Origin of the sequence: Nonomuraea sp. KM88 (assembly GCF_052245635.1) — a bacterium.
Classification (GTDB): domain Bacteria; phylum Actinomycetota; class Actinomycetes; order Streptosporangiales; family Streptosporangiaceae; genus Nonomuraea.
Window position 1 is genome coordinate 299,573 of the sequence record NZ_JBQQCC010000001.1, and the last position, 21,630, is coordinate 321,202.

Consider the following 21,630-nt stretch of genomic DNA (forward strand, 5'->3'; position numbering starts at 1 on the left):
GCTCTGGCATCATGGGATAAACGGAATCTGGTTCCAGCTACGATACGGATCGTCGTTCCGTTTTGCAAGTCGGTATGGAGGGAAACAGCGCGGTGAACGACGGAGGCGCGGGGCGTGCGGCGCCCCGGAAGCGGGCCGATGCCCGGCGCAACGAGAGGACGCTGCTCGACGCCGCCGCGGCCGTCTTCGTGACCTCGGGCGTCGAGGCGCCGGTGCGCGACATCGCGGCCAGGGCGGGAGTCGGGGTGGCCACGATCTACCGGCACTTCCCGACCAGGGCCGATCTCATCATCGCCGTCTACCGGCACCAGGTCGAGGCCTGCGCCGAGGCCGGCCCCGCCCTGCTGGAGAGTGCGGCCAGCCCCTACGACGCGTTGCGACGATGGATCGACCAGTTCGTCGACTTCCTGGTCACCAAGCACGGGCTCGCCGCCGTGCTGCAGTCGGACAACGCCGGCTTCGACACGCTGCACGCGTACTTTCTGGACCGTCTCGTGCCCGTCTGCACCCAGCTGCTCGACGCGGCGGCTACCGCCGGTGAGATCCGGACGGACGTCAACGCCCTCGAGCTCATGCGCGGCGTCGGCAACCTCTGCATCGGCGCGGACAACGATCCCCGCTACGACGCGCGGCGAATGGTCGCCCTCCTCATCGGAGGACTCCGCCCAGAAAAATAGGAAAACGCCGGGCCACGTGGCCCGGCGTTCCTCACGAGATCCGGATCAGTCGTCGTCGTTGTCGTCGTCGTCCTTGTCCGCCCGTTCCGTCTCGTTCTTGGTGACCTTGCCCGTGGCGGCGTCGATCTTCAGCTCGTGCCGCTGCGACCCCTTGGTCAGCTCGATCTCCCACACGTCCGCCCGCGTGCCCTGGGAGTCGAAGTCGAGCTCGCTCACCCAGGCGCCCGCCACCCGCTTGTGCGCGATCTCGATGGCCTGCTCCGCCGTGACCTTCGGGGCCGGCGCGGCGGCGGTGGTGGCGGCGACGGCCGCGCCTCCGCTCGCGACGAGCGCGACGACCCCGGCACCGGCAACGATGAACTTCTTCGTGATTCGCATGACTCCACGGAACCGCGATTGCCGCTAATCGCGCGCTAAGCCGCAGTTAAGACCGGGCTGAGCTCTGCGGACCCATCAGGACGACCTCCACGCGCGCGCCGCCCCCCGCGGACGTGGAGACGGTCAGGCCGCCGCCCGACGACTCGGCGGTGTGGCGGGCGATGTCGAGGCCGAGCCCGGTCGAGCCGCCCCCGCTGGTGCCGCGCTCCAGCAGCGCCGGGTCGAGGCCGGTGCCGGAGTCCTCGACCACGAGCAGGGCCCCGGCGCCGTGCGGCCCGAGGCGCACCGCCATGGGAACCCCTTCGGGGGTGTGCGCGAAGACGTTGCCGAGCAGCGCGTCCACGCAGGCGGCGAGCTCCTCGGCGCCCACCGCCACCGGCAGCGGGGCGTCGGGCAGCGCGAGCGACACGTCCCGCCCCTGGTCCTCGGCCAGCACCGACCAGAACCGCACCCGCTCGCTCACCACCGCCGCCGCGTCGCAGGCGTCGCGCCCGGCCGAGCGCCGCCGCGCGTCCGTGATGACCGCGCTCACCGCGCGCTGGAGCGCGTCGACCCGGCTCTGCACACGCGCCCTCTCCTCCGGGTCGCGCAGCGACTCCGCGTCCAGCCGCAGGCCTGTCAGAGGGGTACGCAGCCGGTGCGAGAGGTCCGCCACCGACTCCCGCTCCGCCGCGAGCAGGTCGTCGATCCGTCCCGCGAGATGGTTGAGCGCCAGGGCCACGGAGCGCACCTCGGGGGGACCGCCGAGCTCCGCCCTGGCGGACAGGTCGCCGCCGGCCAGCCGGTGCGAGACCCGGGCAAGCCCGTCCACGGGCCGCGTCACGGCCAGCGCCAGCCGGTCGGCCAGCACGATGCCCAGCACGACCAGGGCGAGCCCGAGCACGAACAGCGCCAGCCACGCCTCCCGCACCCCCTTGGTCAGCTCGGCGTCCGGCACGAACACCCTGATCACGGCGTTGCCCTCAGGCGTCTGCGCCGAGACCAGCACCTCCCTGCCCCCGCGGGCCGCGGCGGTGACGCTGCGTCCCGTCGAGGCCAGGCGTACGGCGTCGGAGCGGGGCGCGGGCCCGCCCACCGTGCCGCCGCCGGGCAGGAACACGGTCACGGGCCGCCCCGCCTGCTGCACGGCCAGCGTCAGGTCGGGCGTGCCCACGTTCACCGCCACGTACTCGGCCGCGGCGGTGGCCCTGCTCATGGCGCCGTTCTCGGCCACGGCGCGGATCAGCAGCGCCATCGGCACCAGCAGCGCGATCAGCACGAGAGACGTGGTCGCGGCGACCAGCAGCGCGAGCCACCGCCTCATGACGGCCCGACCAGCTTGACGCCGACGCCGCGCACCGTGTGCAGGTAGCGGGGCTCGGACGCGGTCTCGCCGAGCTTCCTGCGCAGCCACGACAGGTGCACGTCCACGGTCTTGTCGGCCCCGCCGTAGGGGAGTTGCCACACCTCCGTCAGCAGCTCCCGCTTGGTGACCACCTCGCCCGGCCGCGCGGCGAGATAGTGCAGGACGTCGAACTCGCGCGGCGTCAGGTCGAGCGCGGCACCGTCCAGCGTGGCCGTCCGCGCCCGCGGATCCACCCGCAGGGCTCCCACCGCCAGCGGCTCCGGCGCGGAGTCGCTGCCCGAGCGCCGCAGCACGGCCCTGACCCGGGCGTCCAGCTGCGCCGCGCTGTACGGCTTGACCACGTAGTCGTCGGCGCCCGCGTCCAGCACCGGCACCATCTCCGCGTCGCCGTCGCGGGCCGTCGCCACGATGACCGGCACCCGGCTGACCGCCCGCAGCATGCGCAGCAGCTCCACCCCGTCGAGGTCGGGCAGCCCGAGGTCGAGGACGATCAGGTCGGGACGGTCCTGGACGGCCAGCCGCAGCCCGTCCAGCGCCGTCGGCGAGGAGGAGACGGCGTGGCCGAGCTCGCGCAGCCCGCGGCTGAGCGCCGTGCGGATCGCCACGTCGTCCTCGATGAGCAGGATGTCAGCCATGTACATGAACGTAGACCCTCGATGGCGATGGCTCGGGCCGCGTTAAGGTCGCCTTAACCCGGTCTTAGCCGTAGAGGGGGGAGGCTGGGAGCCGATGAAGAGACTCGTCCTGGCCTGGGCCGCCACCGCCGTCGCCGCCACCGGCGCGGGCGTGGCGGGGCTCGGCCTGCTCGGCAACGGCCTCACCGGCGCCTCCAGCCACGTGCTCAGCGAGCCGGAGGTGCGTGCGGCCCTGGCCACCGCGACCTCGCGCGCGATCGCGACGCCGACGGGCTCGCCCGCGAGGCCCCGGCAGGAGAAGCTGATCCGCAGCGCCGGCGGGACCGTGGTCGCCTCCTGCGACGGCGACCGGGTGACGCTGCGCTCGTGGAGCCCCGCCCAGGGTTACGCGGTGGACGGCGTCGAGCCGGGGCCCGCCCGCGAGACGAAGGTGGAGTTCGAGCCGGAGGAGGGCGACGAGATCGAGCTCACGATCGCCTGCTCGGGCGGCCGGCCCGCCGCCCGCCCCACGTCGTAGCCAGGCCGGTCAGCGGCTCCCGCGAACCTGCAACGCCCCCAGCAGTTCCTCTGAGGCCCTGGTGATGGTCTCGACGGCCCGGTCGAACGCCTCCGCGTTGTGCGCGGCGGGTGCTCGGAAGCCGGAGATCTTCCTGACGTACTGCAGCGCCGCCGCGCGTACGTCCTCCTCGGTCACGCTCTCGGTGTAAGGGGGACGGAGGGTCTTGATGCTTCTGCACATGCCTCAACGGTAATAGCCCATGCGCTGGCTTATCTCCCGCGCGCCCTCCACCAGCAGCTCGCCCACCTCGGGCAGCCGGTCAGGCGTCAGCCGGTAGGAGGGGGCGGAGACGCTGACGGCGGCCACGACGGAGCCGTCGTTGCCCCTGATCGGCGCGGCGACGGCGTTGAGCCCGACCTCGAGCTCCTCCACGGCCGCGGCCCAGCCGCGCTCCCTGATGGCGGCGAGCTCCAGGTCGTCCTCGGAGGTGATCGTCCTGGGGGTGTAGTGGTCGAGCTCGTCGGGCATGCGCAGGGCGCCGAAGGCCAGCAGCACCTTGCCGCTGGAACTGGCGTGAGCGGGGGTGCTCTGCCCGACCCAGTTGTGCCCGCTGATGGCGGCGGGGCCGCGGATCTGGGTGAGGTTGACCGCGTCGCCGTCCTGCGGGACCGCGATGTTGACGGTCTCGCCGATCTCCTCGGCCAGGCGCAGGCACACGTCTCTGCCCTCGCGCGACAGGTCGAGCTGGGCCGTGGCCGCGCCGGCCAGGCGCACCACCCCGAATCCGAGCTGGTAGCGGCCGCGGTCGCTGCTCTGCTCCACCAGACCGCCCTGCTCGAGAGCGGCGAGTAACCGGAACGCCGTGGACTTGTGCACGTCGAGCTCCGTCGCGAGGTCCGTCACTCGGGTCGAACCCTCACGAGCGAGGATTTCCAGGATGGCGATGGCCCGATCTACTGATTGTACGGTCGCGGTGTTGCTCATACCGCAACAGCATACTTCGCCGCACGGAGCTTCTCACGGGGATCTTCGTGGCCGGTGAGGGGGAATCGCCGCGTTGTCGCACGTCAGGAGGGCCGGAAAAGGTAATTGACTACTCAACTTCCGCCGGCCACCGGGCTGAGCTCGTTCCCGAAGTCGAGCGCGATCTTACGCATGCCCTCCGCCAGCTCGTCGCGGTCGAGCCCGTCGATGCGTTCCGCGGGGCCCGACACCGACATCGCGGCCACCACCCGGTCGCCGTCCCAGACGGGCACGGCCAGGCAGTGCACGCCCAGCTCCTCCTCGCCCAGATCCATGGCGTAGCCGCACGACCTGACCCGTTCGAGCTCGACGAGCATGGCGGTCAGCTCGGTGATCGTGTTGGGGGTGCGCCGCGGCATGCCGGTGCGCTCGAACACGGCGACCGCCTCGGAGGCCGGCCGCCCGGCCAGCAGCACCTTGCCCACCGCCGTGCTGTGCGGCAGCACCCGCCTGCCGACCTCGGCGAACATCCGCAGCCTGCGCGGCGAGGGCGCCTGGGCGACGTAGACGATGAAGTCGCCTTCGAGCACGGCCAGGTTGGCGGTCTCGCCGGACAGCTCGACCATCTTGCCGAGGTACGGCTGCGCCCACACCCCGACCATGCTCTCCGCGATGCCGCCCAGGCGCACGAGCCCGCCGCCGAGGGCGTACCGGCGGTCCGATTCCTGACGCACGTAGCCGCGCGCGAGCAGCGTCTGCAGCAGCCGGTGGATGGTCCCGTACGGCAGGCCCGTCCTGGCGGCGATCTCCGACAGGCCCGCCTCGCCCCCATGCTCGGCCAGCGCCTCCAGCACGTCGAGCGCGCGCTCGACCGACTGGACGCTCATAGGCGCACACCGCGGAGCGAGGCGTCGAGCACCTCGGCCGTGTGCGCCACCCTGATCTCCTCGCCGGCCCGCCGCATGGCGGCCGCGATCTGCATGGTGCAGCCGGGGTTGGCGGAGACCAGCAGGCCGGCGCCCGTCGTGCCGACCGCACGGGCCTTCCTGTCGCCGAGGTCGCGGGCGGCCTGCGGCTGCAGGATGTTGTACGTGCCCGCGGAGCCGCAGCAGATGGCCGACTCGGGGATCTCGCGCAGCTCCAGGTCGGGAATGCCGCGCAGCAGCTCGCGCGGCTGGTCGCGGATGCCCTGGGCGTGGGCCAGGTGGCAGGCGTCGTGGTAGGCGACGGTGAGCGGCAGCGGGTGCCGCTTGGCCACGGGGCCCAGCTCGGCGAGATATTCGGACAGGTCGGCGACCTTGAACCGGGGCTCGCGGCCGAGCAGCTCGGCATATTCCTTCATGGAGGAGCCGCATCCGGCCGCGTTGACCACGACGGTGTCGACGCCCGCCTTCTCGAACGTCCTGACCGTGCGGCGGGCGAGCCTCCTGGCCTGCTCGGCGCGCCCGGAGTGCACGCTGAGCGCGCCGCAGCAGCCCTGGCCCCGCGGGATGACCACGTCGCAGCCCTCCAGCGCGAGCACGCGCGCGGTCGCCGCGTTGACCTGGGGGAAGAACTCTCCCTGCACGCACCCGGTGAGCATGCCGACCACGGCCCTGCGCTCTCCTCTGGCCCTCACGACGCGCGGCATGCGCTGGCGGTGCTCGACCCGCGGCGCCAGCCCGGCCATGGAGCCGAGGCCGGGGTGCACCCGGGCCAGGAACGGCGCCATCCGCCCGGCCAGCCACATCGTGGGGCGCAGCAGCCGCAGCCTGCGCGGGTAGGGGAAGAGGCTGAACACGATCTCCCGCACGGCCCGGTCCTCCGGCTCGCGCACGTGCTCCCGCTCGACCACGGCCCTGGTCTGCTCGATCAGCCGGTCGTACCGGACTCCGGACGGGCACGCCGTGACGCACGCCATGCATCCCAGGCAGGCGTCGAAGTGCCCGGCCATCTCCGGGGTGATGGGCGTGCCCTCGACGTGCTGCTGCATCAGGTGGATCCGCCCGCGCGGCGAGTCCATCTCCTCGCCCCACAACGCGTACGTCGGGCACGTCGGCAGGCAGAACCCGCAGTGCACGCAGTCGTTGATCAGCTCAGGATCCACGCTAGATCCCTCCCACGAACCGGCCGGGGGACATCCTGCGCCCGGGATCGAACCGTTCCTTCACCCGCCGCATCAGCGGCAACGTGCTCACCTGCCCCCACCTGTCGACCCCTTCGTACGGCGAGGCGGGAACGGTCAGCCGCCCGCCCAGCGCCTCGATCCGCGCCCTGAGCCGGTCGACGGCGGCCGTCAGCTCCTCCTCGGAGACGTCGCCCCAGAGCTCCAGATAGGCCTGTCCCGTGACCGGCGAGCCGCGGAAGGAGAACCCGCTCTCGCCTGCCGCGGCCAGCGTCTCGACCGTGCGCGCGGGCGGGAAGCGCACCTCCAGCAGCACGTCGTCCGTGAGGATCAGCCCCCACCAGTCCGGTGGCCCGGCCGTGATCGTGCCGTCGCCGAGCACGTCGCGCAGGGCCTCCGCCCGCTGCCCGGCGGCCGACCCCTCCACCAGCACCGCGATCGTCGCGTACCGGCCGTCAAGGCAGTCGATGTCCACGGCGGAGGGCTCGGCCTGGGAGACGGCCAGGCGCCGCAGCGTCTCGCCGGTGAGGTCGGCGACCTTCGTGCCGGTCACGATCCAGAGCCGCTGAGCGGGCAGCGGGTGCAGGCGGAAGGTCGCCTCGGCGATCACGCCGAGCGTGCCGCGGGAACCGGTGAAGAGCTTGCCGAGGTCGTAGCCGGCGACGTTCTTGACCACCTTGCCGCCTGACTTCGCGACGGTGCCGTCGGGCAGCACGACGGTGATGCCGATGAGCAGGTCGCGGGCGGTGCCGTAGCGGAAGGCGCGCGGGCCCGCGGTCGCGGTGGCGAGCGTGCCGCCGACCGTCGTGTGCTCCGCGAACGGCGGGTCGAGCGCCAGTTCCTGCCCCTTGTCCGCGAGCGCGGCGGCCAGGGCGTCCATGGTGACGCCCGCCTGCGCGCGCACCACGAGGTCGCCCGCCGCGTGCTCGATGATCTCGTTCATGCAGCACATGTCGAGCAGCACGTCGCACCGCTCGGGCGGGTGTCCCCAGTGCAGCTTGGTGCCGCCGCCCGCGGGCACCACCGCGAGGTCCTGCTCCGCGCAGGCCCGCAGCACCGCCGAGATCTCCTCCACCGTCTCGGGCAGGGCCACCCAGCGCGGGACCACGCCGCTCACGGCGTCCTTCTCGCCGGCCCGCCTGACCGTCACGCCCGTCGCCGCCAGGGTCATCAGAACTGCTCCGCCTTCCCCGACTCGACCAGCGGGTGCACGCCCTTGCGCACGCCCGGCACCTCGCCGCACAGCCGCGGCGTGGGGAACACCTTGCCCGGGTTGGCCAGGCCCCGCGGGTCGAACGCGCACCGGACGAGCTGCATGGTGTCCAGGTCGTCCTCGCTGAACATCCTCGGCATATAGCGTGATTTGTCGACCCCGACCCCGTGCTCGCCCGTGATCGAGCCGCCATGCTCGATGCACAGGTCGAGGATCGCGCCGGAGACCACCTCGGCCCGCTCGCCCGCGCCAGGCTCCGCGTCGTCGAACAACACCAGCGGGTGCAGGTTGCCGTCGCCCGCGTGGAAGACGTTGGCCACCTTGATCCGGTGCTCGGCCGAGAGCCGGTCGATGGCGGCCAGCACGCCGGGCAGCGACGTGCGCGGGACCACGCCGTCCTGGACGATGTAGGCCGGGCTGATGCGCCCCACGGCCGCGAACGCCGACTTGCGGCCCTTCCAGATCGCCGCCCGCTCGGCGGGATCGGCCGCCACGCGCAGCTCGAACGCGCCCGAGCAGATCTCCCTGAGCTGGGCGAACTGCCGCTCCACCTCCGCGGCGGGCCCGTCGAGCTCCACGATGAGCACGGCGCCCGCGCCCTCGGGATAGGCGCAGGCCACCGCCGCCTCGGCCGCCTCGATGGCCAGCGCGTCCATCATCTCGATCGCGGCCGGCACGATCCCCGCCCCGATGATCGCCGAGACGGCCTCGCCGCCCTGCTCGATGCTCTCGAACGCGGCCAGCACCGTGGTCACCGACTCGGGCGCGCGGCAGAGGCGTACCGTGATCTTGGTGGCGATGCCGAGCGTGCCCTCCGAGCCGACGAACGCCCCCAGCAGGTCATAGCCGGGGTCCATGCGGTCGAGCGTCACCAGGTCGCCGTCGGGGGTGACGATCTCGCAGGCCTCGACGTGGTTGACGGTGAAGCCGTACTTCAGGCAGTGGGCGCCGCCGGAGTTCTCCGCGACGTTGCCGCCGATCGAGCAGATCTGCTGGCTGGAGGGGTCGGGGGCGTAATAGTAGCCCTGGTCGCGCACGGCCTCGGTGATCGCCAGGTTGGTGACGCCCGGCTCGACCACCGCCCTGCGGTTGGCGAGGTCGACCTCCAGGATCGCGCGCATCTTCGAGGTGACGATGAGCACGCCGTCCTCGCGGGGGAGCGCGCCCCCCGACAGGCCGGTGCCCGAGCCCCTGGCCACGAAGGGCACGCCGAAGTCGTTGCACAGGCGCACCACGCGGGCGACCTGCTGGGCCGTGCCGGGCAGCACGACGACGCCGGGGGTCGCCCGGTGGTAGGTCAGGCCGTCGCACTCGTACGTGCGCAGACGTACGGGATCGGTGATCACCGAGTCGTGGGGCAGCAGCGACCGCAGCGCCGCTATCAGCGTTTCCATCACCGATCCCCCTTTTCCTGTTGATATCTGCCTTTTCTATGGCATTTGAGCATAAGCCGGAAGAGTCAGGAACTCCGCGAAGTCGTCATCCAGCGCGACCTCCTTGAACAGCGCGGTGGCCTGGGCGTACAGCCCTTCGTCGTGGCCCGGCTCCTGCGCGATCTCGGCCAGCTCCTCCGCGATGATCCGCTCGACCAGATCCTTCGTCACCCGCGCGCCCGTGTCCGCGAGCTCGATGTCGTTGTGGATCCACTGCCAGATCTGCGAGCGTGAGATCTCGGCCGTCGCGGCGTCCTCCATGAGGTTGTGGATCGCCGCCGCGCCCTGCCCGCCCATCCAGGCGGCGAGGTAGCGCAGCCCCACGTCCACGTTGTTGCGCAACCCCGCCTCCGTGATCTCGCCGGGCGTCTCCGAGACCGCCAGCAGGTCGGCGGCGGACACGCTGACGTCCTCGCGCAGCCGGTCGAGCTGGTTGGGCCGCGACCCCAGCACGCCGTCGAACACCTCCCGGCAGACCGGCACCAGGTCGGGGTGCGCCACCCACGACCCGTCGAACCCGTCGCCGGACTCGCGCGTCTTGTCCGCCCGCACCTTCTCCAGCGCCACCGCGTTCACCTCGGGGTCACGCCGCGAGGGGATGAACGCCGCCATCCCGCCGATCGCGTGCGCACCCCGCTTGTGACACGTCCGCACCAGCAACTCGGTGTACGCGCGCATGAACGGCGCGGTCATCGTCACCGCGTTCCGCTCGGGCAGCAGGAACTCCCTGCCCCTGGTGCGGAACTTCTTGATCACGCTGAACAGGTAGTCCCAGCGGCCGGCGTTGAGCCCCGCGGAGTGGTCGCGCAGCTCGTACAGGATCTCCTCCATCTCGAACGCCGCCGGATAGGTCTCGATGAGCACGGTCGCCCTGATCGTGCCGTGCGGGATGCCGAGCAGCTCCTGCGCCCGCGTGAACACGTCGTTCCAGAGCCGCGCCTCCAGATGCGACTCGATCTTGGGCAGGTAGAAGTAAGGGCCCTTGCCCTTGTCGAGCTGCCGCTGGGCGCAGTGGAAGAAGTAGAGGCCGAAGTCGAACAGCGCCGCCGCGACCGGGCGCCCGTCGACCTGGGCGTGCTTCTCGTCCAGGTGCCATCCGCGCGGCCGCACCACGATCGTGGCCAACTCGTCGTCGGGGCGCAGCGCGTACGTCTTGCCGCCGGACTCGAAGTCGATCGCACGGTCGAGCGCGTCGCGCAGGTTGATGTGGCCGCTCACGCAGTTTTCCCAGAGCGGCGAGTTGGCGTCCTCGAAGTCGGCCAGCCAGACCTTCGCGCCGGAGTTGAGCGCGTTGATGGTCATCTTCTTGTCGACGGGTCCGGTGATCTCGACGCGGCGGTCCTCGAGGCCGGGCGCCGGGGCGGCGACCTGCCATTCGCCCTCCCTGATCTCCTTCGTCTCCGGCAGGAAGTCGAGCATGGCGCCGGCCGACAACTCCGCCTGCCGCGTCTGGCGGGCCTCCAGCAGCTCCAGCCGCCTGGCGTCGAACTCGCGCTGGAGAGCCGCCACGAACGCCTGCGCCTCCGGCGTGAGGATCTCGTCGAACCGGTCGAGCATCGGGCCGGTGATCTCCATGGGACCTCTTTCCGCATTTTTCGCGATGTGGAAAACGACTTCTGGATTATGGAATCGACGCTACCCTTATGGTCCTTTCCCGGTCAAAGACGGGGTTCCCCTGGGGGATCGTCCGGGGCATCCCCGATGTGGGCGGGCGCCGCGCCGCGAAAGGATGCGAGGCATGAGAACGATGGCGATCGCGGGCGGGCTGCTGGCCTCCGCATTGGCGCTGACCGGGTGCGGGCTCGCGAAGATCGGAGGCCCGACCGAGCAGGACACGGCGTCGTACCAGGTGACGGAGAAGGTCACGAAGCTGCGGCTCGAGAGCGGCGCGGGCGACACCGTGATCACGGAGACCGGCGGCACCGCCGTCCGGGTCACCGAGACGCTCCGCTGGAGCGGCGACGACAAGCCCACCACCGAGCACAAGGTCGAGGGGGAGGGGCTGTTCGTCACCTACGACTGCCCGTCCGCCTTCGGCAACTGCAGCGTCGACTACAAGATCGAGGTCCCCAAGGGGCTGGCCGTCGATCTCGAGGCAGGCTCGGGCAACATCACGCTCAGGGACCTGACCGGGATGATCGACGTGAAGGTCGGCTCCGGCGACGTCGACGCCGCCGGGCTCGGCGGCAAGAAGGTGTACGCCGAGGCGGGGTCGGGGAACATCGAGCTCAAATACCGCAGCGCCCCGGATGACGCGCGGCTCAAAACCGGCTCGGGCGACACGAGGCTCATCGTGCCCGCGGGCAAGTACGCCGTGACGACCGACGTGGGATCCGGCGACGAGAACGTCAAGGTCGACAACGACGGCTCCTCGCCGCACAAGATCTCGGTGTCGGCGGGTTCGGGCAACGTCGATGTGGAACCGGGATAACCAGGTGATTGCGCCAGGGATGTCATGCCACCATCGTGGGAAGACACCGTGGTGTCCAGACGTTTCCTCATAGAGATGACACGAATGCACGAATACTCCACGCTCGACGCGTACGAAACCGGCGACATGGACCTCGAGGAGCGCCAGGCACTGCGCCGCGTGGCGGGCCTGTCCACCGAGTTGCAGGACGTCTCCGAGGTCGAATACCGGAAGTTGCGGCTCGAGCGGGTCGTCCTGGTCGGCGTCTGGACCTCCGGCACCGTCGAGGACGCGGAAAACTCGCTCCTGGAGCTCAAGCTGCTGGCCGAGACGGCCGGGTCCGAGGTGCTCGACGGCCTGATCCAGCGCCGCCAGAAGCCCGACCCGGCGACCTACATCGGCTCGGGCAAGGCTCTCGAACTGCGCGACGTGGTCGAGTCGACAGCCGCCGACACCGTGATCTGCGACGGCGAGCTGACCCCTGGCCAGCTCCGCCAGCTCGAGGAGACGGTCAAGGTCAAGGTGATCGACCGCACCGCGCTGATCCTCGACATCTTCGCCCAGCACGCCAAGAGCCGCGAGGGCAAGGCCCAGGTCGAGCTGGCGCAGCTCCAGTACCTGCTGCCCCGTCTGCGCGGCTGGGGTGGCAACCTGTCCCGCCAGGTCGGCGGTCGCGCCGCGGGCGGCGTCGGCATCGGCGGCCGCGGCCCGGGCGAGACCAAGATCGAGCTCGACCGCAGGCGCATCCGCGAGCGGATGGCCAAGCTGCGGCGCCAGATCGGGAGCATGTCCACCTCGCGTGACACCATGCGCTACCAGCGCCAGCGGCGCGAGGTCCCGGCCGTGGCGATCGCCGGCTACACCAACGCCGGCAAGTCCTCGCTGCTCAACCGCGTCACCGGCGCGGGCGTGCTGGTGGAGGACGCGTTGTTCGCGACCCTCGACCCGACCGTGCGCAGGGCGCGCACGCCCGAGGGCCGGCTGTTCACGATCGCCGACACCGTCGGCTTCGTCCGGCACCTTCCGCACCAGCTCGTCGAGGCGTTCCGTTCCACGCTGGAAGAGGTGGCCGACGCCGACCTGATCCTGCACGTCGTCGACGGCTCCCACCCCGACCCCGAGGGTCAGCTGGCGGCCGTGCGCGAGGTGCTCGCCGACATCGAGGGCGCCTCCGGCATCCGCGAGATCGTCGTGATCAACAAGGCCGACCTGGCCGACCGGGAAGTGGTCGACCGGATCCTGCGGCGCGAGCGCGACAGCATCGTGGTGTCGGCCCGCACGGGCAAGGGCATCCCCGAGCTCATGGCGCTCATCGACCAGGAGCTGCCGCGGCTCGACCACGAGGTCAACCTCCTGGTGCCGTACGACAGGGGCGACCTGATCTCGCGCGCTCACAAGGAGGGCGAGGTGCTCTCCGTCGAGCACGTCGAGGACGGCACGATCCTCCACGCCCGCGTGTTGCCGAGCCTGTCGCAGGAGCTCGAGCGGGTGGGCAAGCCGGTCGAGCGCGTCTCCTAGAGCCCTGGGCGGCCGGCGTGCGCCGGTATATCGCGGAGCGGTTGGGCAGCTCTCGCCATAAAGCGTGCAGAGCTGCCCAAAAGCGGCAGTGGTCCCCGCACCCTGGGGTTGCTACCATTGGCCAGACCTAACGTTGGTCTGCATTTTGGGTTCGGGTTCTGGGTTGCTGATGATGACCAGTGGTGTGGATGTCGTCAACGGGGGCCATGGGGGCGAGGCAGGGCTGGGTGACGGATGGGATCAGTGGTCTTTCTTCCGAATAAGCCTGTACACCGGCCCAGCCTGTGAAATAACGTAACTGAACTGAAATCGCCGGATCATGTCTCCGGCGATACGGTCACCGCACAGCATGACGCGGACTAGAGCAGGAGACCCCCCATGTCGTCCGGACCCGGAGCGGACTCAGTGGGCGCGGCGCAGGCCGTGCGCTGGGCGCTGGGGCCATGCCGGGAAACGGGCAGAAGCTCTCCCGGGGCGGTGATGCGGTGACCGTTCGGCTGCTGACCAACATCGGCCGTCTCTGGACCGGCAACGAAGTCCTGAGCAACGCCGCCATCCTCGTGCACAACGACCGCATCGCGTGGGTCGGGCGAGCGCCCGACCTGCCGCAGACGGTGCCCGGAGTCGTCGACGACATCGTCGACGTCGACCACGTCGAAAACCTGGGTGGCGCGCTCGTCACGCCCGGGCTCATCGACGCCCACACCCACCCGGTCTACGCCGGCAACCGCTACGCCGAGCTGGCCATCCGCACCGGCGGCTCCACGTCCGCGTCGATCACCGCGGCGGGCGGCGGCGTGGGCTCCACCGTCACCGTGACCCGCGGCACCGACCCATGGACGCTCTGCAACGGCGTGCGCGAGCGGCTGCGCGACTGGCTGCTCGGCGGCACCACCACCGTCGAGGCCAAGACCGGCTACCACCTCACCCGCGACGGCGAGCTGGCCGACGTGCGGCTCCTGCGCGAGCTGGAGAAGGAGCCGATGATGCCGCGGGTGCACGTCACCTTCCTCGCGGCGCACGTGGTCCCGCCTGAATACTTCGGCCGGCAGCGCGAATACGTCGAGGCCGTCGGCTCCTGGTGCGCGGACGCCGCCGCCGCGGGCGCCGACAGCGTCGACGTCTACTGCGACGAGGGCCACTTCACCACCGAGGAGTCCCGCTGGGTCCTCGCCTCCGGCCGCAACGTCGGCCTGCTGCCGCGCATCCACGCCGGCCAGTACAGCCGCCGCGGCGCCGTCCAGCTGGCCGCCGAGCTCGGCTGCGCCTCCGCCGACGGGCTGCACCACATGTCCGACGAGGACATCGCCATCATGTCCCGCTACGGCGTGCCCGCCGTCGTCTGCCCCGCCACCGCCCTGCAGCGCGGCCACCTCCCGCCGGTCCGCCAGATGATCAAGCACGGCGTGCAGATCGCGCTCGGCAGCGACCACAACCCCGGCTACTGCGGCATCACCTCGATGGCCCTGGTCATCGCCATGGCGGTGTCGGCGTTCGGCATGAGCGTCAACGACGCGCTCCGCGCGGCCACCCTCGGCGGCGCCACCGTCCTGGGCGCCCCCGACCGCGGCGTGCTCGCCCCGGGCCGGCTGGCCGACATCGTGCAGTGGGACGCCGACCACGAGGGCGCCTTCGCCTGGTCCTTCGGCCTCCAGCCGCGCCGGGTGTGGCGGGGTGGCACCCCTGTCCAGTAACTGACCCCGGCACATGCCGCCCACGGTCGCCGTCGTCACCGACTCCACCGCCTACCTGCCGCCTGTGCCGCTGGTCACGGTCGTACCCGTGCAGGTGATCGCCAAGGGAGTGGCTCATGACGAGGGCTCCTTCACGGGCGACCTCGCCTCCGCCACCACCTCCCGGCCCGCGCCCGCCACGTTCGCCTCCTGCTACGCCTCCCTGGCCGCCGCGGGCGCCACGGGCATCGTGTCGGTCCACCTCTCGGCCGCGATGTCCGGCACCGCCGATTCCGCCCTGGCGGCCGCCTCCGACGCCCCCGTACCGGTGGAGGTGGTCGACAGCCGCTCGATCGCGATGGGCCTCGGCTACCCGCTCCTCTCGGCGGCCCGCGCCGCCGCCGGCGGAGCCTCCCTGGCGGAAGTGGCCTCGGCCGCCCGCAGCCGCGTGGCGGTCACCCGCACGTTCTTCTACGTCGACACCCTCGACTACCTGCGCCGCAGCGGCCGCATCGGCGCAGCGGCCTCCCTCTTCGGCTCGGCCCTGATGATCAAGCCGCTGCTCCACATCGTGGACGGCCGGATCTCCCTCCTCGAGAAGGTCCGCACCTCGTCGCGCGCCATCGCCCGGCTCGAAGACCTGGCCGTGGAGGCGGCGGGTGAAGGGCCGGTGGAGGTGGCGGTGCAACATCTGCAGGCCCCGGAACGCGCCCGGGCGCTGGCCGAGCGGCTGTCCAAGCGGATGCCGTCACCGGCGGAGTCCCGGGTGATCGAGGTGGGAGCGGTGATCGGCGCCCACGTGGGGCCCGGCATGCTCGGCCTGACCGTCGCCGCTCTCCGGCACGCTGACCACTGACGTCGGCGGGACGGCGCACCGGTAGTGGTCCGTGCGGCTCACATCCGATGGTGAGGGAGGTCGTCGGCCACACTGAGTCCATCAGAGCCTCCTGAGGGGACCGTCGCCTTCAGGCGATGGGGGAATCGGGAGCGGGAGGGCCGCCAAGGCCCGGGCGTTCAGTGGCAGAACCTCGGACACCGTCGCCTCCTGCGGATAGGATGGTGCTTGTGCTTTCGGGCATCGGTCAGGGCTTGGCCGTCGTCTCCCGCGTAAGCGGGGCGAGAAGCCGCTTCCTTCAGGGAGCGGAGGAGTCACGACTGGTACTTCAGCGGGGACACCCTGATCACCGAGGGTGCGGACCAGCAGTACGACCATTCAGGAACGGGAAGCGCCTTCAAGGTCTCACAAGCATCGGCGGGATACGTCCGGGCGATGTGGGAGGCGATCGGCACGAGCCCGATGGGCCGCAACCTGTTCGACCTGACGAACGGATGGGAAGGTCATCCGCCCGCGGGCGACCACGTGGTCGTGGTGTCCCACCGGCCCAAACCCGAGGGCTGGCATCCCGAGGCGCCGTACCACTTCGTCGACGGCTGGAATCCCGATCCTACAGGGCCGGGAGGATGTCATCTGAGGTTCCGAGTACGCCGCTAGCGCGGTGGCCGTCTGATGACGCGCGCGGCGGACCCGGATGGAGCGGTTCCGCCCAGCCGCCGCGAGGTCGGGCCCTCCGGGTTCGCTCGTACAGGCTCGGCCGCGCACCCTCCGTCACCGGCGCCGAGCTCGCGACCCCAGCGTTGTCCACAACCCATTCCCGGCCGCCGACGTCGTCCACAGAACGCGGCTCGGTCCCCTGGCACGGCCGCCCGCACCTCTACTTTCACCTGCGTGCGAACCCCCGATCCGACGGCCGAACGAGTCATCGCCGAGTCCCGGCTGCGCTCGATCGCCACCCCACCCCGCCGCCCCCGCCGCCGGCCCGCGAGGGTGGCACGCAACCCCGCCGAGGGTCGCAGGATGCCTTACGCCACCGGCTCCCACGGCTTCTCCCCTCAGGCACCGTGGTCCGTCGATGGAGACCGTTCTCCTGGGAAGCCGCGTGACGATGTCCGTGAGCCCGTTGAGAGGCTCCTTGACGAGCCACGGAACGACGACAGATTCCCCGAACCTCACGAGGCCGCCGGCGGATTCCTCAGGGCGTCCGGCGAGCCGCGGATCGTGGAGAGCGCCAGTGAGGCCCGTGAGGCGTCTGGAGCCTTCGACCTGGCTCCTGAGCCACCGTGGTCCTTCGCCGCTGCCTACGGCCCTCCACAGCCTCAGCTGTCACCCCGCTCACAAGCCGCCCGCCCCGCAGGGCCCGTACGATCCGGACAGCCCGCCAAGTCTGGACAGCCCACACAGACCGAGCAGACCGCACGGCAGCGCGGGCCCGCCCCGGTTCCGCCGACATTCCAGGCGTTCCGGGCGGCCCTTGCGTCCCAGAGCCCTGCCCTCGATCCCGGCAGGCCCGGTCTGCGTGTCCTCGTGGCCGTGGGCGCCCTGGCCGTAGCCGTCGCGGCGTTCTTCGTCTGGCGATCCCAGCCCTCGCCGGCGCCGCTCCCACCACCCACCCCCGTGTCGTCGCCGACCCCGTCCACGACCCCCACCGCGCCCAAGGTGACGGTCCACGTGGCAGGCAAGATCCGTAAGCCTGGCGTCTACCTGCTCCCCTCGGGTGCCAGAGTCACGGACGCGGTGACCGCGGCCGGGGGAGTGTCACGAGGAGCGTCCCTCGACTCTCTCAACCTCGCCAGACGCCTGATCGACGGAGAGCAGATCGTCGTGGGCGCACCTCCCGGCACGATGGCCCAGGGCTCGCCGATCACGGGCCCTGCCGGGGGCGTCATCGACCTCAACACCGCCACACCGGACCAGCTCGAAGAGCTGCCGGGCGTGGGCGAGGTGCTGGCGGCACGCATCGCCGACTTCCGTACCACCCACGGCGGTTTCACCTCCATCGACCAGCTCCGCGAGGTCAGCGGCATAGGGCCGCGCAAGTTCGACGAGATCAAGCCGAAGGTGCGCGTCTGACATGACCGACCACCCGCTGCCGCCCGTCACGGGCAAGAGCCACGCCTGGCCCCTGCTGCTCCCCGCGATCGCCGCCTGGGCGAGCGCGCTGATCCTGCTCGGCTGCTCCGCGCGCATCGGCACGGCCGTCGCCCTGGTCGCGGCCCTCGGCGCCGCCGCCGTGGCCTGGCACACCCGCTCACTCCCCGGACGACGGGACGGACGCTCCGCCGGCGGGCCGGCCGCGTGGCGCGGTGTCATCCTGGCCACCCTCGCCTGCGCGGCCGCGTCATCCGGCTCGGTCGCCTTCAGGGTTCACGCCGTGACCAGCGGTCCGGTGGCCGAACTCGCGGCCGCGAACGCCTTCGTCACCGCCCGGATCGCGCTGACGGACGACCCGAGACGCAGAACCAGCCAGAGCATCCCGTTCGGCCCGGACAGCTATGTGACCCCGGCAACCCTGACGATCATCCGCACGGCCGAGGGCCGGCAGGCCGTCAACGTCCCCGTCACCGTCTTCTCCAGCGGGGCAGCCTGGGCCCCTCTCCTCCCCAGCCAGCATCTCGAGGTCACCGGCCGGCTCGCCATGCCGACCGCGGGCAACCTGGTGGCGGCCGTCCTCCTGGTACGCGGCCCGCCGCGGGTCCTGACGCCACCGTCGGAGCTCCAGACAGCGGCGGGCGCCCTCAGGTCGGGCCTGCGGTCCGCCGCCGACGTGCTCCCTCCCGACCAGCGCGGCCTCCTCCCCGGCCTGGTCGTCGGCGACGTCTCGCGGATGGACCCGCAGGTGACGGCCGACTTCAAAGAAGCGGGCCTGAGCCACCTCAACGCGGTGAGCGGGGCCAACCTGGCCATCGTCGCGGGTGCGATGCTGGCTCTCTCCCGTCTGTTCGGCTTCCCGCTGCCCGTACGCGCCGTCCTGGCCGCGCTCTCCATGCTCGCGTTCGCCGTGGTGGCCCGCCCGTCCCCGAGCGTCCTGCGTGCTCTCCTCATGGGCCTGGCCGCCGCGGTCGCGCTGGGCACCGGCAGGGCACGAGACGGTTTCGCGGCCCTGTCGGCAACGGTCCTCCTGCTGGTGCTCTTCGTCCCCGAACTCGCCAGGTCTTACGGCTTCGCCCTCTCGGTGGCCGCCACCGCCGGAATCCTCCTCCTCGCCCCTCGCTGGCGCGACAGACTGTCGGCGGCCCAGCAGGACGAGGGCGACGCACCGCCGCAGGGCCCGGGCGCGGAGCCGCGACCGCACAGCGCGGCCGCGCCGAGCGGTGGCCCGGGGAGCGATCGCCGCGACCCGGCGGGGCGGGACCGGGGTGGCGGGCCGGTTCCCGACGCGGGCAACGGCTCAGGAACATCTGGCGGGCGGAGGGCTGAGCCCCGCTCACGGGTGCGGTTGCCGCGCTGGCTCGCCGAGGCCATCGCCGTGCCGGCGGCGGCGCAGGTGGCGGTGACACCGGTTCTGGTGTTGATGTCAGGACAGCTCACTCCCGTCGCTCTCGTCGCCAACCTCCTCGTGGCTCCGGCGGTGGCTCCCGCGACCCTGCTGGGTTTCGGGGCTGCCCTGGTGGCCCCCGTATGGCTTGACGGGGCACGGTTCCTGGTGGTCCCGGCCGGTTACGCGGTCGGCTGGATCATCACGGTCGCCCGATGGTCGGTGGGCCTGCCGTACGCCACCGTGCCGTGGCCGGGCGGCCTTCCCGGGCTGGCGTTGCTCGCGCTCGCGGCGGCGGCCGGGACACTGATCCTGCGGCGTCGCGCCTGGCGGGCGATCGTGCTGACGGCGGCCGGTGCCGCTCTGGTGGCGGTGCTGGTGATCCGGCCGATCGCGACGCCCTGGCCGCCGAAGGGCTGGCTCATGGTGATGTGCGACGTGGGCCAGGGCGACGGGATCGTCGTCGCGGCAGGGCCGGGACGAGGGGTCGTGGTGGACACCGGGCCCGACCCGGTCGGGATGGACCGGTGCCTGCGCGGCCTCGGCGTCGACGACGTTCCGCTGCTCGTCCTCACCCATCCGCATGCCGACCACGTGGGCGGCCTGCCCGGAGTGCTCCGTGACCGGCGTGTCGGCGCGGTGGTCGTCAGCCCGCAGCGGGCCATGGCGCGTGCCTCCGCACGCGTCTCGGGCACGCTGGAGAGGCGCCGGATACCGGAATGGACGGTTGCGCCGGGGACTCGCTGGACGTTCGGCCCCTCAGAGGTGACCGTGCTCGCTCCCGAGCCGGCCTCCGGAGAGGTGGCCGGCCAGGGCGAGGGCAGCGCGATCAACAACTCCAGCGTGGTGCTCCACGTACGCTGGCGATCGGGCTCCGTGCTGCTCGGCGGCGACCTGGAGACCGAGGCCCAGGAAGAGGTCTTACGCCGCTCCGCGGTCCGGGCCGACATCCTGAAGATCCCGCACCACGGATCCAACAGGCAGTCACCCGCCTTCCTGGAGGCCGTGGGCGCTCGAGCGGCGCTGATCAGCGTCGGGAAGGACAACGACTACGGCCATCCGGCGCCTTCCACGCTCGCCCTGCTGCGCACGCTCGGCGCGGCCGTCTACCGGACCGACCACTCAGGGGATCTCGCCGTGGTGGAGAGGGAAGGTGGCCTGGCCGTGCTCTCGCGCGGCCAGGCACCCTGAACCCGCACGCAGCCGGGCCGGGAGCGCCCCGTTTCTGGTTCGGACACGCCTTCGGTAAGTGGGCGGTGTCATGCGCTGCTTCGGGTCGGGCTTCCTGCGGGTGGCGCGTGGTCTCTCCCGGCGAGAGCGAGCCCCGGCAGAGGCGCCCGGCGTCATGTGCCGCACGGGTCGAGCTTGTGCGGATGGTGCTTCGTTCTGCCGGGTGAGGCCGCCCTTCCGCAGGCCGAGCACGACGTTGGACCGTGGCCTCCCCGGCGTCGCTGCGGCGAATACCTGGTTGTCCCTGGCGTCTGGCATGCTTCCCCCATGGCGGGAACCGATCCAGCGCTTGTGACCCTGGTTGTCGGAGATGAGGAGTTGCTGGCCGAGAGGGCGGTGACCGGGCTCGTCGCGGCGGCACGGGCCGCCGATCCCGAGTCCGAGGTGCATGACCTCCTGGGCGGCAAGGTGTCGGTCGGCGAGCTCACGCAGTTGACCTCCCCGTCGTTGTTCGGCGGCCGGTCTGTCATCGTGATCCGGTCGGCGCAGGATCTGCCGAAAGACGTCATCGCCGAGGTCGTGGCCTATGCCAAGCAGCCCTCCGACGACACCGTGATGGTGCTGGCGCATCCGGGAGGGGTCAAAGGCAAGGCGTTGGTCGACGGGGTGAAGAAGGCCAAGGCCCAAGTGATCACCGTCAACAAGGTGACCAAGACGGGGGAGCGGCTGGAGTTCATCAAGGGGGAGTTCAAGCGTGCGGGGCGGAGCATCTCCGGCGACGCCGCCACCGCGCTGCTCGACGCCGTGGGAAATGATCTGCGGGAGCTGGCAGCCGCCTGCAGCCAGCTGGTGTTCGACACCGAGGGCAAGACGATCAACGCGTCCGCCGTGGCGCGCTACCACAAGGGCCGGGCCGAGGTCACCGGCTTCAACGTGGCCGACTCCGCGATCGAAGGGCGGCTGGCCGAGGCGCTGGAACAACTGCGGTGGGCGCTCGGCACCGGCGTCGCCCCCGTGCTGCTGGTCAGCGCGTTGGCGGGTGGGCTGCGGTCGCTGGCCAAGGTCGCCGGCGCGCCGCGTAGCCTGCGGGGTGGTCAGCTGGCGAGCCATGTCGGCATGCCCCCGTGGAAGGCCGACCGGGTGAAGCGGCAGCTGAACGGGTGGGGGCCCGACGGATTGTCGAAGGCCATCCAGGCGGTGGCCGAGGCGGACGAACAGGTCAAGGGCGGCGGCGCCGACCCGGCCTACGCGCTCGAACACACGGTGCAGGTGATCGTGGCCAGCCGCACGGGCCGGTGA

20 protein-coding genes are annotated in these 21,630 nt (G+C 71.6%); 10 read left to right on the forward strand and 10 right to left on the reverse strand.

The genetic code is table 11. From position 1 onward, the window contains the following. Positions 1-92 precede the first annotated feature (92 nt). Positions 93-677, forward strand: coding sequence for a TetR/AcrR family transcriptional regulator (locus ACTWPV_RS01400; RefSeq protein ID WP_443150261.1), 585 nt, complete (start codon positions 93-95; stop codon positions 675-677). Positions 678-722: 45 nt separating this feature from the next. Here ACTWPV_RS01400 and ACTWPV_RS01405 read toward each other — a convergent pair whose 3' ends face one another. Genes ACTWPV_RS01405 through ACTWPV_RS01415 form a run of 3 tightly spaced genes read right to left on the reverse strand, consistent with a single transcriptional unit; the run spans position 723 to position 3,035 of the window. Beyond that, positions 723-1,055 (reverse strand): PepSY domain-containing protein, encoded by a 333-nt coding sequence (locus tag ACTWPV_RS01405; protein WP_443150262.1) that lies wholly within the window; start codon positions 1,053-1,055, stop codon positions 723-725. A gap of 46 nt (positions 1,056-1,101) precedes the next feature. Continuing rightward, positions 1,102-2,358 carry an ATP-binding protein gene (locus ACTWPV_RS01410; protein WP_443150263.1) on the reverse strand — a complete coding sequence of 419 codons (1,257 nt, stop codon included), beginning with the start codon at positions 2,356-2,358 and terminating at the stop codon, positions 1,102-1,104. Beyond that, positions 2,355-3,035, reverse strand: a complete 681-nt coding sequence (locus tag ACTWPV_RS01415) for a response regulator transcription factor (protein ID WP_443150264.1) — start codon at positions 3,033-3,035, stop codon at positions 2,355-2,357. The genes ACTWPV_RS01410 and ACTWPV_RS01415 overlap by 4 nt, the downstream gene beginning before the upstream one ends. A gap of 94 nt (positions 3,036-3,129) precedes the next feature. Here ACTWPV_RS01415 and ACTWPV_RS01420 point away from each other — a divergent pair, with 94 nt between their 5' ends. Continuing rightward, on the forward strand, positions 3,130-3,552 hold the full coding sequence (locus ACTWPV_RS01420) for a hypothetical protein (protein ID WP_443150265.1): 423 nt from the start codon (positions 3,130-3,132) through the stop codon (positions 3,550-3,552). A 9-nt stretch (positions 3,553-3,561) separates the two neighbouring features. Here the strand turns inward: ACTWPV_RS01420 and ACTWPV_RS01425 are convergent, their stop codons facing one another. The 7 genes from ACTWPV_RS01425 to aceB form a co-directional block, all read right to left on the reverse strand. Then, positions 3,562-3,774 carry a DUF2277 domain-containing protein gene (locus ACTWPV_RS01425; protein WP_132596886.1) on the reverse strand — a complete coding sequence of 71 codons (213 nt, stop codon included), beginning with the start codon at positions 3,772-3,774 and terminating at the stop codon, positions 3,562-3,564. Positions 3,775-3,777: 3 nt separating this feature from the next. Further along, a complete protein-coding gene (locus tag ACTWPV_RS01430) occupies positions 3,778-4,518 on the reverse strand; it encodes an IclR family transcriptional regulator (protein ID WP_443150266.1) in 741 nt (246 codons plus the stop codon). A 113-nt stretch (positions 4,519-4,631) separates the two neighbouring features. Continuing rightward, the gene (locus ACTWPV_RS01435; protein WP_443150267.1) at positions 4,632-5,384 is read right to left on the reverse strand and encodes an IclR family transcriptional regulator; all 753 of its coding nucleotides are present in this window, start codon (positions 5,382-5,384) and stop codon (positions 4,632-4,634) included. Next, positions 5,381-6,583 carry a (Fe-S)-binding protein gene (locus ACTWPV_RS01440; RefSeq protein ID WP_443150268.1) on the reverse strand — a complete coding sequence of 401 codons (1,203 nt, stop codon included), beginning with the start codon at positions 6,581-6,583 and terminating at the stop codon, positions 5,381-5,383. The genes ACTWPV_RS01435 and ACTWPV_RS01440 overlap by 4 nt, the downstream gene beginning before the upstream one ends. A 1-nt stretch (position 6,584) precedes the next feature. Continuing rightward, complete coding sequence (locus ACTWPV_RS01445; protein WP_443150269.1) at positions 6,585-7,772, reverse strand: FAD-binding oxidoreductase; 1,188 nt, start codon at positions 7,770-7,772, stop codon at positions 6,585-6,587. Further along, a complete protein-coding gene (locus ACTWPV_RS01450) occupies positions 7,772-9,208 on the reverse strand; it encodes an FAD-linked oxidase C-terminal domain-containing protein (protein WP_347641660.1) in 1,437 nt (478 codons plus the stop codon). Before ACTWPV_RS01450 ends, ACTWPV_RS01445 begins: the two co-directional genes overlap by 1 nt. 36 nt (positions 9,209-9,244) lie before the next feature. After that, entirely contained in the window at positions 9,245-10,822 is a 1,578-nt protein-coding gene (aceB, locus tag ACTWPV_RS01455; protein ID WP_443150270.1) for a malate synthase A, read from the reverse strand. Positions 10,823-10,985: 163 nt separating this feature from the next. Here aceB and ACTWPV_RS01460 point away from each other — a divergent pair, with 163 nt between their 5' ends. From ACTWPV_RS01460 to holA, 8 genes are all read left to right on the forward strand, one after another. Next, positions 10,986-11,678, forward strand: coding sequence for a DUF4097 family beta strand repeat-containing protein (locus ACTWPV_RS01460; protein ID WP_347641662.1), 693 nt, complete (start codon positions 10,986-10,988; stop codon positions 11,676-11,678). A gap of 75 nt (positions 11,679-11,753) precedes the next feature. After that, on the forward strand, positions 11,754-13,175 hold the full coding sequence (gene hflX, locus ACTWPV_RS01465; protein ID WP_443150271.1) for a GTPase HflX: 1,422 nt from the start codon (positions 11,754-11,756) through the stop codon (positions 13,173-13,175). 485 nt (positions 13,176-13,660) lie between these two features. Then, positions 13,661-14,869, forward strand: a complete 1,209-nt coding sequence (hutI, locus tag ACTWPV_RS01470) for an imidazolonepropionase (RefSeq protein WP_347641663.1) — start codon at positions 13,661-13,663, stop codon at positions 14,867-14,869. 13 nt (positions 14,870-14,882) lie between these two features. Next, entirely contained in the window at positions 14,883-15,704 is an 822-nt protein-coding gene (locus tag ACTWPV_RS01475) for a DegV family protein (protein WP_347641664.1), read from the forward strand. 414 nt (positions 15,705-16,118) lie between these two features. Then, a complete protein-coding gene (locus tag ACTWPV_RS01480; RefSeq protein ID WP_443150272.1) occupies positions 16,119-16,340 on the forward strand; it encodes a hypothetical protein in 222 nt (73 codons plus the stop codon). Between the two features lie 876 nt (positions 16,341-17,216). Continuing rightward, the gene (locus ACTWPV_RS01485; protein WP_443150273.1) at positions 17,217-17,756 is read left to right on the forward strand and encodes a helix-hairpin-helix domain-containing protein; all 540 of its coding nucleotides are present in this window, start codon (positions 17,217-17,219) and stop codon (positions 17,754-17,756) included. Between the two features lies 1 nt (position 17,757). Beyond that, on the forward strand, positions 17,758-20,352 hold the full coding sequence (locus tag ACTWPV_RS01490) for a ComEC/Rec2 family competence protein (RefSeq protein ID WP_443150274.1): 2,595 nt from the start codon (positions 17,758-17,760) through the stop codon (positions 20,350-20,352). A 306-nt stretch (positions 20,353-20,658) separates the two neighbouring features. After that, positions 20,659-21,630 (forward strand): DNA polymerase III subunit delta, encoded by a 972-nt coding sequence (holA, locus tag ACTWPV_RS01495; protein WP_443150275.1) that lies wholly within the window; start codon positions 20,659-20,661, stop codon positions 21,628-21,630.